Genomic DNA, 15,973 nt, shown 5'->3' with positions numbered 1-15,973 from the left:
GAAAAAAAGAGAAGGGTATAAGGAATCTGGTAAAAGCCGGATTCCTCTTTTTAAAAGGCTTTTTCCTTAAGTAAGGTAAATTAGGAGGTGAATGGCTTGATCATTGTTGATTATAAAAGATTGCTAGAAGTGAATACTTCTTTGTTATTTTCAAGCAAGGAAGAAAAAAACAAATGGTGGAGATCTATCAGCCACAATGCCGCTTTTCAACCGCTTCTTGATGAAATTAGGAATGAGGCAGGGAGGCTTTTGACAGAAAAAGACCCAGAGCTGCCCTATTCACTGTTTAAAATTTTTGCTGAAACGGGTTTCAGGCTTGAATATGAAAAGGTTTATTTTGAAAAGAGGAGACGGCTGAATACCTTTGCGATCATGGTTTTGCTCGAACCTACAAACATTGATTATTTAACGGCGTTTGAAAATACCATTTGGTCGATTTGTAATGAGTACAGCTGGTGCCTGCCCGCTCATTTGCTAAATAGTCCGGAAACATCGGTACAAGTCAGTTACTCATTAAAAAAGGCTTTTGTGCAAGCATATTCGATTGACTTGTTTGCAGCTGAAACCGCATTTTCTTTGGCAGAAATATTGAGACTCACAGAGGATTACTTGAATCCGCTCATTTGTAAGCGTATTTATGAGGAAGTATTTAAACGAATCTTTCATCCATTTATGGAAAATCAATTTGGATGGGAAACACAGACCCATAATTGGGCTGCTGTTTGTGCGGGATCAATTGGGTCAGCTGCGCTGCATTTAATGAGGGATCCTGGAGAACTCGCCATAGTAATAGAGCGGGTGCTTCCAGCCATGGATTCTTATTTAAAAGGTTTCAATGATGATGGCATTTGTCTTGAGGGGTACGGCTACTGGCAATATGGCTTTGGCTATTATGTTTATTTTGCAGACTTATTAAAAAAGAGGACTGGAGGCAAGTTGAACCTCTTTGATTCTGAAAAGGTCCATCAGATTGCCCTCTTTCAACAAAGGTGTTTTCTGAGCCGGAACTTGGTTGTGAACTTTTCAGATGCCCAGCCGACAGCCACCGTTTTTTTAGGCCTGAGTCATTATTTAAGCAGAATTTACAATGATTTTGAGGTCCCGGAACAGGATTTACGCGCGAAGTATACAGAGGATCATTGCAGCAGATGGGCTCCAGCCATTCGCAATCTACTATGGTTTGATGAAACGGCATTACCGACACAAAGGAAGAGCGAAACCTTTTACTCGGAAAAACCTGCATGGTTTATTTCAAGGCATCAATCAGAATTCGGCTGTTTTTCCTTCGCGGCAAAAGGCGGTCATAATGATGAACCTCATAATCATAATGATCTCGGCCATTTTATCTTGCAAGGTAATAATGAAGTTTTTTTAAAAGATTTGGGTGCTGGTTTATACACGAAAGATTACTTTAATGACAAACGCTATACGTATTTATGTAACGGTTCCCAGGGACATTCTGTTCCTATTATTAATAATCAATTTCAAAAAGAAGGTCCAGAGCGTTTTGCCAGCATCTGTAATGCTTCATTTGAAGAAGAGGTTGATACCTTTGAATTGGATATTGAAAATGCGTATGAAGAAGAGAGTCTTCAAAAATTATCACGAAAGTTTACTTGGGTGAAACAAAATCAGCCTAAGCTTATTTTGGAAGATAAATACACATTTACCGAACAACCTGTTTCTATTATTGAACGGTTCATCATAACCTCACTTTCCATAACAAAGGATGATAAAGGAGTGATCCTTGAGGGACAACATAGGCTCAGAATCTTATATGACAAAGCAAAGCTATGGCTAGTAGTAAGAATACTTGCATTTGAAAACCATTTCGGAGAAACAGAAAATAATATCGCACTAGACTTTGCTTTAATCAATCCGGAAATGGATTGTAGTGTCCAGCTAGTTTTTCAATTTGAATAAGTAGGGGTGAAGAGAATGACAGAGCAACTGCACTGGGTAAATGAAGCATGGCAGCAAGTTACGCAAAAAATAGGCAGAACCAGCAAAACAGTAGGAGCCAATTTTCCGCATGCAAGTGAAAACGGGACTTATCTTCTTGCGGAACCGCACTGGTGGACAGCAGGTTTTTGGCCTGGTTTGCTGTGGCTAGTGTATCTGGATACGAAAGATGCTGCATTAAAGCAGCTGGCAGAGGAATGTGAGGACAAGTTGGACGCTGTCCAAAATGAGTATTACCGGCTCGATCATGATATGGGGTTTATGTGGACTCTAACCAGTGTTGCCCACTATAAACTCTTAGGAAATGAGGATTCCAAACGTCGTGCACTCCTGGCTGCCAATCTCCTCATGGGAAGATTTAATGTTAATGGAAACTTTATCAGAGCTTGGAATCCATGGACAGAGGGAGAAGACAATAGCGGGATAGCGATTATTGATTGCATGATGAATTTGCCGCTATTGTACTGGGCAAGTGAAGAAACAGGTGATCCAAGATTTAAAAGTGTTGCTAAAAGGCATGCTGACACGGTGTTGGAGCATTTCATCCGGAATGATGGCAGTGTTCATCATATAGTCCGTTTTGATCCTGAAAGCGGGAATAAGGTTGAGGCTTTTGGAGGACAAGGCTACGGACCGGATTCAGCATGGTCTAGAGGAACCGCCTGGGCGATTTATGGTTTGACATTGTGTTACCACTATACTAAAGAAGCAAAATACCTGGAAACTGCAAAAAGAGTGGCTCATTTCTTTATCTCCCATCTCCCGGAGGATTTTGTTCCTGATTGGGATTTCCGCCTTCCTGCAGATATCGATTCACCAAAGGATTCTTCTGCAGGTGCTATAGCCGCATCGGGTCTCTTGTTATTGGCAACGGAGGTAACAACGGCAGAATCACCTGTTTACAAGCGAGCTGGGGAGAAAATCCTCGAATCCCTTTACAGGAATTATGGTAATTGGGATGGTTCGGAGGAAGGATTAATCCTGCATGGGACAAGCCATTTTCCTGAAGGGAAATATACGGATAACCCACTGATTTACGGGGATTACTATTTTGTTGAAGGTCTTGCCAGATTAAAAGGTTATAAGGAATTATTTTGGTAGAATCATTGACCGGCTGGGACCACTCGAAGTTTAAAGGAGCTATCGTGTATGTTAAAACTAGATTTACCTATACAAAAGAATCCTCTCCAATCACGACGAGATTTTATTAATGCCGTAAATCAAATTATAAACCCATTGAAACCCTATTACAGTAAGGGAAGAGCACTTTTAGAAATTGGAAGTACAGGTGCCGGTTACTCTGATTCAATTGCTGGAATGGAGGGGTTCTCAAGGGTGCTTTGGGGTCTCGTTCCACTATTGGCTGGAGGAGAAGAATCGGAAATCTGGGAAGATTGTCTGCAAGGAATCAAGAATGGTACAAACCCTTCCCATGAGGAATACTGGGGAGAAATTACCGACTTCCATCAAAAGGCAGTCGAAATGGCGGCATTTGGCTATTGCTTAGCACTAACACCCGAAAAGGTCTGGGAACCGCTTAGCAATCAAGAAAAAGGGAATTTATTTAACTGGCTCAATCAAATTAATCAAATCAAAGTATATGATTGTAATTGGTTGTTTTTTCCTGTACTTGTGAACCTTGGTTTTAAGAGAGTGGGATTACCTTATGAACAGGAAAAAGTGAAGGAAAACCTTGACCGCATAGACCAATTTCATATAGGAGAAGGATGGTACGCGGACGGAACAGATGCTCATTGTGACTATTACGGGCCATTTGCGATCCATTTTTACAGTCTTCTATATTCAACACTGATGAGTGAAGAGGATCCAATAAGGGCGCAGCGCTATAAAAGCAGAGCCGAGGCTTACGCTAAAGACTTTATCTATTGGTTTAGTAGTGATGGTTCTGCCCTTCCATATGGAAGAAGCTTAACCTATAGATTTGCCCAATCTGCCTTTTGGGGTGCGCTCGTATATGCTGGAGCGGAGCCGTTTCCTATGGGTGTGATGAAGGGACTGATCTTAAGGAACCTCCGCTGGTGGTTCAGTCAGCCAATTTTTGATTCTAATGGTTTGTTGACAATTGGCTATCGCTATCCCAATTTGCTCATGGCGGAAAATTACAATTCACCCGGCTCACCGTATTGGGCCCTGAAGACCTTTTTACCTTTAGCGTTGCCAGAGAATCATCCTTTTTGGCAGGCAGAAGAAATGCCGCTTCCAGTTTTAAAAATGAAGGTGGCTCAACCAGCACCACGCTTTATATTGTGCAGACAGGATGAAAAAGACCATCTTGTTGCGTTTAACGCGGGATATCAGCATACGAATGACCACTCCCATACTGCGGCCAAATACGAAAAGTTTGTTTATTCAAATGTATTTGGTTTTAGTGTATCAAAAGCAGAGTGGGGGCTTGGGCAAAGTGCATTTGATTCAATGCTGGCTGTCAGCGAGTGTGACAACATTTTTAGAGGTAAAAGAAAGTGTGTAGAATATACCATTGATGAAAACGTGATTTATACAAAATGGAAACCGTGGAAGGATGTCGTGATTCGAACCTGGATTGTGGCGGGGATACCATGGCATATCCGTATTCATTGTATTGAGACGAGTAGAAGCCTCGATGTTGCGGATGGGGGATTCGCACTAGGACTAGAACATAACGCATTTATAGATCAAAAAATAGAAGTAGTGTCGAATAAGCTAGAAAGCTTAGCCGTATTACCGTGGGGAGCAATCGGCATCAAAAGTATTTATGGAAACGGGCAGCCGGAGTTGGTCTATCCGAATGCAAACACGAATTTGATGAATACCCGTACAGTCATTCCGACAGTAAAGGCAAGCCTTAATCTAGGTACGCACTGGCTGGTAAATGCGGTGTTTGGGCAACCGGGCAGTGTGAATGCTATTAATCTATGGGACAATGTACCGCATGTTGTGGTTACGGATGTAGAAATTATTATTGGAGAGGGACTTGAGAAAATTAATATTCCAATGGGTAAGGGAGATTAGCAAGAAAGAGCCTGGGTATACAGGCTCTTTTCTTGTGTAAAAAAGCTTTGGCGATCTAGAATATAAATTCGAGGTGGAGGGGCTGTAAACTAAAGTACTCTAGGAAAGCTTGACCTGTTTAAGAAAAACTAGTAAAATACAAGTAAAAAGTTTTACTTTGTTTTGTGGAAACATACCATTGATAAATAAGTGAAATTAATATTTTTAAATTCTTATGTAAACGATAACAGAAGTGGAGGTGAATAGAATGGCGACAATTAAAGATATTGCCGAAGAGTCTGGTTTTTCAATCTCGACGGTTTCACGTGTCTTAAATAATGATCAAAGCCTTTCTGTTCCGGATGAAACAAGGGAAAAAATATATGAAATTGCAGAAAAACTAAACTATCGTAAGAAAACGGTAAGGCTTTTAGTAAAGAATATTGCCTTTTTGTATTGGTTAACAGACATTGAAGAATTAGAAGATGTCTATTTTAAGACCATGAGGATAGAAATTGAAAAGTGGGCAAGTAAATATAACATCGAGCTAACCACTTATAAAATAAGCGATGGAATCGAGAAAATCCCTGATACAATTGAGGGATTTATTGCCGTAGGTATGTTTTCAGATAAAGAGTTAGCATACTTGAGAAAGATTACTACAAAGGGTGTTTTCCTCGATACAACACCAGACCCGAATCATTATGATTCCGTCCGGCCTGATTTAGTGCAAATGACGCGAAGAACTGTAGACTTTCTAATAGAAAAAGGCCATTCCGATATCGGTTTAATTGGCGGTACCTATCATAACCCCAATACAAATCAAGATGAAATGGATATTCGTGAGCAGACGTTTCGTTCCTATATGGTGGAGAAGGGGTTATTAAAGGAGCAATTTATTTTTTGTCACAGAGGTTTTTCTGTAGAAACTGGCTACCGTTTGATGACGGATGCCATAAAAAAACTCGGTGATGGATTACCCACCGCCTTCTTTATTGCAGCAGATCCGATTGCCGTTGGCTGTCTGCAAGCATTAAATGAAAATGGAATCGCCATTCCCAATCGTGTAAGCATTATTAGTATTAACAATATTAGTGTAGCAAAATATGTTTCGCCGCCTTTGACTACATTTCATATTGATTTGAAGGAAATATGTAAAAACGCTATTGAATTGCTTTTGGAACAAGTGCTGGAAAAACGTAAAATCGTAAAGACTTTATATTTAGGATCGGAGTTAATAGTCAGAAAAAGTACCAATTAGAGAGCAGTAAAATTACTGCTTTTCTTTTTGACTAATTTTCGTAAAAAAATTCACTTAATTTAGTAAAAAAGTTGTTTACACTTTTTCTTAACGGTGATATATTTATTCTTGTAAACCGCTTTCACTCATTTGACTTGAAAGGACGAAAAAGATATGAAAAATTTTAAGAAATATGCCGGGATCGTTAGTGGACTTGCATTGAGCTTCTCATTGGTTGCATGTGGACCACAAGACAGTAGTAAGTCAGGTTCTGATACTGCAAATAAAGATTCAAAAGAAACAAAACAATTACTAGTTTGGGAAGACCAACAAAAATCTGCTGGTATCAAGGATGCCATTTCCCAGTTTGAGAAAGACCATAACGTAAAAATCAAGGTGGTTGAAAAACCATACGCAAAACAAATTGAAGGCTTACGTCTAGATGGACCAGCCGGGACAGGCCCCGATGTATTAACAATGCCTGGTGACCAAATTGGTACAGCTGTAACCGAAGGGTTAATTAAAGAGTTAAACGTTGGTGACGATGTTCAATCAATCTATACGGATGTTGCTATGCAGTCACAAAAAGTAGACGGCAAGGTTTACGGTCTTCCAAAAGCAGTGGAAACGACAATGCTTTACTATAATAAAGACTTAATCGCAGAGAAGGACCTGCCAAAAACTCTTAATGAATGGTACGAGTATGATAAGAAAGTAACTAAAGGCGGCAATTATGGATTCTTAGCTCTATTTGACCAAATTTATTATGCTCAAAGTGTAATGAGTGGTTATGGCGGCTACATCTTCAATAAAGATGATCAGGGTAAATATGACCCAGCGGACATCGGTATTAATAATAAAGGTGCGGTTCAAGGGGCAGAAATTATTCAAAAGTTTTATAAGGAAAAGTTATTCCCTGCTGGTATTATCGGTGCACAAGGTATTAATGTTTTAGAATCATTATTTACGTCGGGAAAAGCAGCGGCAATCATTTCTGGACCTTGGAACATTGACCCATTTACAAAGGCGGGAGTAAACTTTGATGTAGCGAAACTTCCTGAGCTAGATAATGGTAAAAACATGAGTGCATTCGTCGGTGTGAAGAGCTATAACGTAAGTGCATATTCAAAAAATGCAGACCTTGCACAAGAGCTAGTTGAATACTTAGCTAACAAAGATAATTCTAAGAAACGTTTTGAAATTACAAAAGAAGTTCCAGCTGTAAAAGATTTAGCTAATGACCCAGTTGTCACAGAGAGTGATGCAGCAAAAGCTGTTGCACAGCAATCTCAATTCTCAGAATTGACACCCAATATTCCTGAGATGAACGAAGTTTGGACGCCTGCTGATGCAGCATTACAAACTATTGCAACAGGCAAGGCAGAACCAAAAGCAGCCTTAAATCAAGCGGCTGAAACTATTAAAGGACAAATAAAAGCAAAACACAGCAAATAATTAGGTATAAAGAATGGTGTCAAACGCCTAATGAGGTTTGACACCATTTGTTTTCTAATGATTCCTGACTTTGATTATGTCTAGCTTCAGCGCCAAGCCTCCCCATATCGGGGCTGAACGTGGCGCTTGCACTTTCAAATAAAAGAGGTGAAGAGAATGCAGCATCGTAAAACCGCCTTAGTACTTTCTGTTATTCCTGGGCTTGGGCAATTGTACAATAAACAATGGGTAAAAGGTTTATTGTTCCTTATTTTAGGAATATCGTTCATTGCGGTATTTAAAGATTTATTAAATATGGGTTTTTGGGGGCTAATGACACTTGGGACCGAAGTGCCGCGGGATAATTCCATATTCCTGCTGGCAGAGGGGATTATTGCCCTGATTGTTACCTGTTTTGGACTTGCCTTTTATTACGCCAATTTCCGGGATGCTTATAAGAATGGAAAAATGCGTGACCAAAACATGAATCCAAGTTCTCTTAAAGAAGATTATCACAATTTAATTTCACAAGGTTATCCCTATGTTATTAGTGGACCTTCGCTATTTATTTTAATTTTCGCTGTTGTTTTTCCAATATTATTTAGCTTTGCATTAGCATTTACGAATTATGATTTATACCATTCTCCTCCAGCGCACTTAGCTGATTGGGTTGGATTAAGTACATTTAAGCAAATATTTACAGTGGATATCTGGCGTTCAACCTTTTTCGATGTTTTAAGCTGGACGGTTATCTGGACACTTGTTGCTTCGACAGTTCAGGTTGCACTTGGTATTTTCTTGGCTGTACTAGTTAACCAAAAAGACCTTAAATTTAAGAGACTTTATCGTACGATTTTAGTTTTACCATGGGCGGTACCAGGATTTGTTACGATTTTAATTTTTGCCGGCCTATTTAATGACAGCTTTGGTGCGATTAATAATACAATTTTAGCTGCATTTGGCATTGATCCAATTCCTTGGATGACCAATGCTGCTTGGTCCAAGTTAGCGCTTATTCTAATGCAGGGCTGGCTTGGATTTCCGTATATATTCATCGTGACTACAGGTGTCCTTCAGTCTATTCCTGACGACCTTTATGAAGCGGCCACGATTGATGGGGCCTCTATCTTTGCTAAATTCAGACATATCACCATGCCAATGATTTTACTCGCAATGGCACCAATTATCATTACGCAATATACTTTTAACTTCAATAATTTCAATATTATTTATCTGTTCAACGGCGGAGGACCAGCAGTTCCTGGATCAAATGCCGGTGGAACCGATATATTAGTATCTTGGATTTACAAATTAACCATGCAGTCGAGTCAATATTCACTTGCTGCCGCATTAACCATTTTGTTATCTGTATTTGTCATTGCGATTGCTTTATGGCAATTCAGAAGAACAAATTCGTTTAAGGAGGGGGCTTAATAGATGTTAACAGGTATGAAGGGAAATCGATTTTTTCGTCTCTTTGCTTCCCATTTAATTTTAATTCTAATTGCGGTTATTATCATTTACCCCCTACTGTGGACAGTGGGAGCAAGCTTTAACCCCGGTAACAGTTTAGTCAGTAATTCGATTATTCCAAAAAATCCTACGTTGGATCATTATAAAGAACTATTTGCAGGAAAAGAAAGTCTGCAATATGGGCATTGGTATTTAAATTCTCTTAAAATCAGTATTTTTACAATGATTGGGTCGGTTATCAGCGTTTCCTTTACGGCGTATGCCTTTTCACGATTTCGCTTTAAAGGCAGAAAAAATGCTTTAACTCTGTTTTTGTTATTGCAGATGATTCCGCAGTTCTCAGCGTTAATTGCTCTGTTTGTACTGGCGCAGCTTCTAGGGATGATGAACAGCCACTGGCTCTTAATCCTCCTGTATATTGGCGGGACGATTCCAATGAATACTTATCTGATGAAAGGATATATGGACTCTATTCCTATGGACTTAGATGAGAGTGCCAAAATCGATGGTGCAAGCAATACAAGAATCTTCTTGCAAATTATCATGCCATTGTCACGGCCAATGTTAGCGGTTGTTGCGATGAATGGCTTTACTGGTCCACTTGGGGATTTCGTTATGTCATCGACCATTTTGAGAACACCAGAATCTTACACATTGCCAATTGGACTCTACAATTTAGTCAATGAAGTAATGGGTGCAAGTTATACAACCTTTGCTGCAGGGGCCATTCTCATCAGTATACCTATTGCCGTAGCATTCCTGTTATTGCAAAAACACTTTGTTTCAGGCTTAACAGCAGGTGGAACAAAAGGTTAATGAATCGTCAGTTGGAACTAATGGTAGAAGGAGATTATTATGACAAATCATGAAAAAAACTATACAACGAAAACGAACTTCATGCTTCATGGAGGAGACTATAACCCGGATCAATGGTTAGATCGCCCAGATATATTAGCGGATGATATCGAATTGATGAAACTAGCTCATACGAATACCTTTTCCCTTGGAATTTTTGCTTGGGCTGCAATAGAGCCGGAAGAGGGAGTTTACAAGTTTGAATGGTTAGATGAGATTTTTAATAACATTCATGGAATTGGCGGACGTGTTATTCTAGCTACACCAAGCGGAGCACGTCCTGCTTGGATGTCACAGAAATATCCAGAAGTATTACGTGTGAATAGTGCAAGGATAAAACAATTGCATGGCGGAAGACATAATCACTGTTTTACTTCAGAAGTTTATCGTGAAAAAACACAGCGGATGAATCGACTGCTGGCAGAACGATATGGTAATCATCCAGCTTTATTAATGTGGCACATCTCAAATGAGTACGGCGGCGAATGCCATTGTGACAAATGTCAAGATGCTTTTAGAATTTGGCTGAAAGAAAAATACAATCATGATCTTAAAGCTTTGAATGATGCTTGGTGGGGGCCGTTCTGGAGTCATACTTACAGTAACTGGTCGCAGATTGAATCCCCATCTCCAATCGGAGAGAGCATGGTTCACGGATTAAACTTAGATTGGCGCAGGTTTGTCACTGACCAAACCATTTCATTCTTTGAAAATGAAATTGTCCCAATTAAGGAATTAACACCTGATATACCGATTACGACAAACTTTATGGCTGACACGCATGAACTCATACCATTCCAAGCACTGGACTATAGCAAGTTTGCTAAACACCTTGATGTCATCAGCTGGGATGCGTACCCTGCGTGGCACAATGATTGGGAAAGTACGGCAGATTTAGCGATGCGAGTTGGCTTTATCGATGACTTATACCGCAGTCTAAAGCAAAAGCCATTTTTATTAATGGAATCTACCCCAAGCGGTGTCAATTGGCATAACGTCAATAAGGCAAAACGTCCAGGAATGCACCTACTTGCATCCATGCAAATGATTGCTCATGGATCTGATAGTGTTATGTATTTCCAATGGCGGAAATCCCGTGGATCATCGGAAAAATTCCATGGCGCAGTGGTTGATCATGATAATAGTCCAGAAAATCGTGTTTTCAAAGAGGTTGCAAAAGTTGGTCAAACGTTAGAAAAGCTGTCTGATGTTGTTGGGACAAATCGTCCGGCGGATGTGGCGATTCTGTATGATTGGGAAAGCAATTGGGCACTAAATGACGCTCAAGGGTTTGGGTTGGAAACCAAGCGATATCCGCAAACATTAGTCGATCATTACCGTACCTTTTGGGAACAGGATATTCCGGTTGATGTGATTACAAAAGAACAAGATTTTTCTTCCTATAAATTATTGATTGTTCCAATGCTTTATTTAGTAAGTGAAGAAACCATTGCCCGTTTAAAGAACTTCGTTGCAAATGGCGGCAGATTGGTTATGACTTATATTAGCGGACTTGTCAATGAACATGATTTAACTTATCTTGGCGGCTGGCATAAGGACTTGAAAGAGATGTTTGGGATGAAGCCGGTTGAAGCTGATACATTGTATCCAAGTGATAGAAACTATGTAAGTTATCGCAGCCAGGTCTACGAATTGAAAGATTATGCAACTGTTATTGAACTTGATACCGCCAAGGCTGAAGGTCAATATAAGGTAGACTTTTATGCCAATACCCCAGCGGTTACGAGCCATCAGTATGAACAAGGTAAAACCTATTATATTGGCGGCCGATTAGAAGATGAGTTTCATCGGGAATTTTACCAGGAACTAATTAATGAGTTGGCACTGCAGCCCGTAGTTTCTGTAAAACATGAAAAGGGCGTATCGGTGCAGGTTAGACAAGCTCCTAAACATGACTATATTTTCGTTATGAATTTTACGGAAAAGAAGCAGCCAATTGTACTGGAGGACGCTGTAAAAGATTTAGTTACTGGTGAAGAACTTACAGGTGAGCTGACTTTGGAAACGTATGAAGTTCGCATTCTGGAAAAGGCAAGAAATAATTAATGGATGATTGTGAGCGGGAGCTTTTCCCGCTTGATTTGTCCAATCTATAGAAAACATCCATTTCGTTAGTAGAGTGGGTGTCTTTTCTATAGATTGATAGTTTTACAGTATTATGGAAACGTTTCCTTGTTGATTTAGCAAAGATGTTGCTATAGTCATAAAAAACTTGAGAGGGTAGGAGAATATGAGAAGAATAGTCAAGCCGTTTGCAATACTGTTAGCCATTGTGATGGTGTTTAGCACACTAGTTTTGAATAGTCACATTAGCCTTGCTGCAGAATCACAAACACAATACTTAACAAATGGAGGGTTTGAAAGTGATTTTTGGAATGATGGCTCATGGAATATTGAAACGTTAAATTGGGACAACATTGATATTCAACACTATTTATATTCCTCTGATCCTTGGATGACGAAAGATGAAGGGGACCATGCTTTAAAGTATTGGATTAAGGAAACGGCTACAGGGACTCCATCTTTTGCAGTAAAGCAAACAATCCCGACACTTCCTGCAGGAAGTTATGAATTATCGGTAAAATCGATGGGGGGAGCAAGTGCTGAAGCCGGCAATATTAAACTTTTTGCGGGAGCGGAAACTATAGATGCTGTTGCCACAACAGGCTACAATGCATGGGGGACCATTACCTTGAAATTTGTTTTAAAACAAGAGACGTCTAATCTTCAAGTGGGAGCAACTGTTAGCGGATCACCAAAGGCATGGGGGTATTTAGATAGTTTCACATTGAAATCTGTCCCTAAGGCCGTTGATGCTGATATTTTTGTAAAAAGAGTAGATGGACTCGATAAGGACTTTATTAAAGGTGTTGATGTTTCTAGTATCATTTCTTTAGAAAACAGCGGTGTTAAATTCTACAATGAGGCTGGAAAAAAACAGGACATTTTTAAGACTTTACATGAGGCAGGAGTCAATTATATTCGTGTCCGTGTATGGAATAATCCTTATGATGCAAAAGGAAATGGATACGGCGGTGGTAATAACGATTTAGCCAAGGCAATTGCAATTGGGAAAAGAGCAACAGCTAATGGAATGAAGCTGCTAGTAGACTTTCACTATTCTGATTTCTGGGCCGACCCTGCTAAACAGCAGGCACCGAAGGCATGGGCAAACTTAAGTTTCGAAGATAAGAAGAAAGCTTTATATAACTATACAAAAGAAAGCCTAAAAGCTATGAGAGCGGCAGGAATTAATATTGGTATGGTTCAAGTGGGCAATGAAACGAATGGAGGAGTGGCAGGAGAAAAGGATTGGACAAAAATTAGTGCTTTATTTAATGAAGGAAGTAAAGCAGTAAGAGCGGTTGATCCGAATATCTTAGTAGCTGTTCATTTTACAAACCCTGAAACAACAGGCAGATATGCTTCTTATGCTAAAACTCTTGCTGATAATAATGTAGATTATGATGTATTTGCAAGCTCCTATTATCCATTCTGGCATGGTACCTTAAGTAATTTAACATCAGTCTTAAAGAATGTGGCTGATACGTATGGAAAGAAAGTAATGGTGGCTGAAGCATCCTACACCTATACAGCTGCGGACGGTGATGGACACGGAAATACTGCACCAAAGGATGCTGGCCAAACATTAAATTACCCTGTTACAGTCCAAGGTCAGGCCAATGCTGTAAGGGATGTAATCCAAGCGGCTGCTAATGTTGGTGATGCTGGGATAGGTGTCTTTTATTGGGAGCCTGCTTGGATACCAGTGGGACCGCCTGAAAAACTAAAACAGAATCAAACGAAATGGGAAAAATATGGTTCAGGCTGGGCATCAAGTTATGCCGGAGAGTATGACCCTGAAGATGCTGGCAAATGGTACGGCGGAAGTGCGGTAGACAACCAGGCATTGTTTGACTTTACTGGACATCCGCTTGCATCCCTAAATGTCTTTAAATATGTAGACACAGGAGCCGTTGCCACGTTAAAAATTGACGAAATCAAAGATATATCGATATTTGCTATCTCAGGGGAAAATATTAATTTACCAGATACTGTCGCTGTTACTTATAATGATGGAAGCAAAGGGACGGTTGTTGTTACTTGGGATAATGCAGCTCTACATCAAGCCATCAGCACGGGTGTTGGCACCTATGTGATTAATGGCGCGGTCGAAGGCGGAATGACGGTAAAGGCAAGGTTAGAAATAAAGCCTCAGAACTTTGTGGTGAATCCAAGCTTTGAAAATAGTGATCGGAGCATGTGGAAGATTATCTATGGAACGGGAACTACTCCGCACACAGACTATCAATTAAAAGCTTCGGACGCTAAATCAGGGGACTATTCTCTGCACTTTTATTCAGGTACGGCTGTCGACTTTAAAGTGGAACAAACGATTACCGGCTTAAAGCCTGGATATTATAATTTATCCATGTTTTTGCAGGGCGGAGATGCCCGAAATCCAGAGATGTATCTCTATGCTATATCTGGCGGGCAGGAAAATAAAGCAGTTACCTCTGTAAATGGCTGGGTGAATTGGAACAATCCACAAATAAATAACATTCTCGTAACAGAGGATGGAACGATTACGATTGGAGCACGTATAAAGGCTGATAGCGGTGCCTGGGGAAGTTTAGATGACTTTAATTTATACCAGGTAAGCAATAATTAAGAGGATATGAGAGGTGCATGGAGAAAATATTCATGCGCCTCTTTTTGATAATAAAAATTTTAGTAATTTTTTTAGTAAAAATATTGATAAAATTTACTGTAGTAAGTAAAATGATAATAAAGATAAATGAAAAGGATTACATTAGTGGAGGCGGAAAAATGAACGGTACAGCACTTAACTCGAAATTTAATGAAATTTTTGAAACGGCCCCTGAGAAGTCTTTCTTTGCTCCAGGGCGAATTAATTTAATTGGTGAACATACAGACTATAATGGCGGCCATGTTTTTCCATGTGCGATTACGTACGGGACATATGCAGCTGCTAAGAAGCGTGAAGACAGGAAAGTCCGCTTGTATTCAGCTAACTTCCCGGATAAAGGGATTATTGAGTTTACATTAGACCAGCTTGATTACAATAAAGATCACAATTGGGCTAACTATCCAAAAGGGATGATTCGCTACATTTTAGAGGCAGGATACCCAATCCCAACCGGTTTTGAGTGTGTCATCGAAGGAAATATTCCAAATGGTGCAGGTCTTTCCTCTTCAGCATCAATTGAATTATTAACCGGGGTTTTAGTTACAGGGTTGTATGGCTTAGAAATTCCACGACTTGATCTAATTAAAATTGGTAAGCAGGTTGAAAATCAGTTCATTGGCGTTAACAGTGGAATAATGGACCAATTCGCAATTGGTATGGGCAAGAAAGATGCAGGAATTTTACTTGATTGCCAGACGCTGAAATACGAGTATGCACCGATTCAACTTGAAAATCACAAAATTATTATTATGAATACAAACAAGCGCCGCGAGTTAGCGGATTCCAAATACAATGAGCGCAGAGGCGAATGTGAAAAAGCGTTATCACAGCTACAGCAGAAGCTTCCAATCGAAGCGCTTGGGCAGCTTTCCGAAGCAGAGTTCGATGAAAATCAATATTTGATTACGAATGAAACGGTGCGTAAACGGGCGAAGCATGCGGTATATGAAAATATTAGAACATTGCGTGCACTCGAAGAGCTTAAAGCTGGAAATCTAGAGGCATTCGGGCAATTGATCAACCAATCACACATCTCACTAAGAGACGATTATGAGGTGACCGGGATTGAGCTTGATAGTTTAGTAGAAGCAGCCTGGAAACAGCCAGGGGTGCTTGGGGCACGAATGACTGGCGCAGGCTTTGGCGGCTGTGCGATTGCAATAGTGGAAAATGATGAGGTGGAAAGCTTTATTAACAACGTAGGAGTAGCCTATGCTGACAAGATTGGTTATGAGGCGGATTTTTACGTAGCCAGCATTGGTGACGGAGCGAAACAATTATAAGGA

Annotated in this window: 10 protein-coding genes and 1 pseudogene; all 11 read left to right on the top strand. The window is 40.0% G+C overall.

Translation table 11 applies throughout. From position 1 onward, the window contains the following. Nucleotides 1–96 precede the first annotated feature (96 nt). The 11 genes and pseudogenes from AAHB15_RS20460 (at nt 97) to AAHB15_RS20415 (ending at nt 15,970) form a co-directional block, all read left to right on the top strand. Nucleotides 97–1,923, top strand: coding sequence for a heparinase II/III family protein (locus AAHB15_RS20460; RefSeq protein WP_342043199.1), 1,827 nt, complete (start codon nt 97–99; stop codon nt 1,921–1,923). A gap of 15 nt (nt 1,924–1,938) precedes the next feature. Further along, complete coding sequence (locus tag AAHB15_RS20455) at nt 1,939–3,063, top strand: glycoside hydrolase family 88 protein (RefSeq protein ID WP_335575027.1); 1,125 nt, start codon at nt 1,939–1,941, stop codon at nt 3,061–3,063. 48 nt (nt 3,064–3,111) lie between these two features. Continuing rightward, complete coding sequence (locus tag AAHB15_RS20450) at nt 3,112–4,974, top strand: DUF2264 domain-containing protein (RefSeq protein WP_342043198.1); 1,863 nt, start codon at nt 3,112–3,114, stop codon at nt 4,972–4,974. 247 nt (nt 4,975–5,221) lie between these two features. Next, nucleotides 5,222–6,214, top strand: coding sequence for a LacI family DNA-binding transcriptional regulator (locus tag AAHB15_RS20445; protein ID WP_342043197.1), 993 nt, complete (start codon nt 5,222–5,224; stop codon nt 6,212–6,214). 153 nt (nt 6,215–6,367) lie between these two features. Next, a complete protein-coding gene (locus tag AAHB15_RS20440) occupies nt 6,368–7,648 on the top strand; it encodes a sugar ABC transporter substrate-binding protein (RefSeq protein ID WP_342043196.1) in 1,281 nt (426 codons plus the stop codon). Between the two features lie 156 nt (nt 7,649–7,804). Further along, the gene (locus AAHB15_RS20435; protein ID WP_144567161.1) at nt 7,805–9,061 is read left to right on the top strand and encodes a carbohydrate ABC transporter permease; all 1,257 of its coding nucleotides are present in this window, start codon (nt 7,805–7,807) and stop codon (nt 9,059–9,061) included. Nucleotides 9,062–9,064: 3 nt separating this feature from the next. After that, nucleotides 9,065–9,916: a sugar ABC transporter permease gene (locus AAHB15_RS20430; RefSeq protein WP_335573180.1), complete on the top strand. Its 852-nt coding sequence runs from the start codon at nt 9,065–9,067 to the stop codon at nt 9,914–9,916. Nucleotides 9,917–9,952: 36 nt separating this feature from the next. Continuing rightward, entirely contained in the window at nt 9,953–12,022 is a 2,070-nt protein-coding gene (locus tag AAHB15_RS20425) for a beta-galactosidase (protein WP_420491168.1), read from the top strand. Nucleotides 12,023–12,794: 772 nt separating this feature from the next. Further along, nucleotides 12,795–13,955, top strand: a pseudogene (locus tag AAHB15_RS30260) (arabinogalactan endo-1,4-beta-galactosidase); the annotation flags it as partial. 12 nt (nt 13,956–13,967) lie between these two features. Beyond that, nucleotides 13,968–14,648, top strand: coding sequence for an Ig-like domain-containing protein (locus tag AAHB15_RS30255; RefSeq protein ID WP_446715888.1), 681 nt, complete (start codon nt 13,968–13,970; stop codon nt 14,646–14,648). A 158-nt stretch (nt 14,649–14,806) separates the two neighbouring features. Continuing rightward, a complete protein-coding gene (locus AAHB15_RS20415; RefSeq protein ID WP_335573177.1) occupies nt 14,807–15,970 on the top strand; it encodes a galactokinase in 1,164 nt (387 codons plus the stop codon). Nucleotides 15,971–15,973: the final 3 nt, after the last annotated feature.

The sequence above is a fragment of the Bacillus sp. OTU2372 genome (genome assembly GCF_038440275.1).
GTDB classification, from domain to species: Bacteria; Bacillota; Bacilli; order Bacillales; family Cytobacillaceae; genus Neobacillus; species Neobacillus bataviensis_B.
Note: the sequence above shows the minus strand (reverse complement) of the source record. Positions and strands in the feature narration are given on the sequence as shown.

What these genes read in the sequence shown, in the direction of transcription:
- AAHB15_RS20455 (WP_335575027.1), top strand. Translation starts at nt 1,939, where the DNA reads ATGACAGAGCAACTGCACTGGGTAAATGAAGCATGGCAGCAAGTTACG.
- AAHB15_RS20450 (WP_342043198.1), top strand. Translation starts at nt 3,112, where the DNA reads ATGTTAAAACTAGATTTACCTATACAAAAGAATCCTCTCCAATCACGA.
- AAHB15_RS20445 (WP_342043197.1), top strand. Translation starts at nt 5,222, where the DNA reads ATGGCGACAATTAAAGATATTGCCGAAGAGTCTGGTTTTTCAATCTCG.
- AAHB15_RS20440 (WP_342043196.1), top strand. Translation starts at nt 6,368, where the DNA reads ATGAAAAATTTTAAGAAATATGCCGGGATCGTTAGTGGACTTGCATTG.
- AAHB15_RS20435 (WP_144567161.1), top strand. Translation starts at nt 7,805, where the DNA reads ATGCAGCATCGTAAAACCGCCTTAGTACTTTCTGTTATTCCTGGGCTT.
- AAHB15_RS20430 (WP_335573180.1), top strand. Translation starts at nt 9,065, where the DNA reads ATGTTAACAGGTATGAAGGGAAATCGATTTTTTCGTCTCTTTGCTTCC.
- AAHB15_RS20415 (WP_335573177.1), top strand. Translation starts at nt 14,807, where the DNA reads ATGAACGGTACAGCACTTAACTCGAAATTTAATGAAATTTTTGAAACG.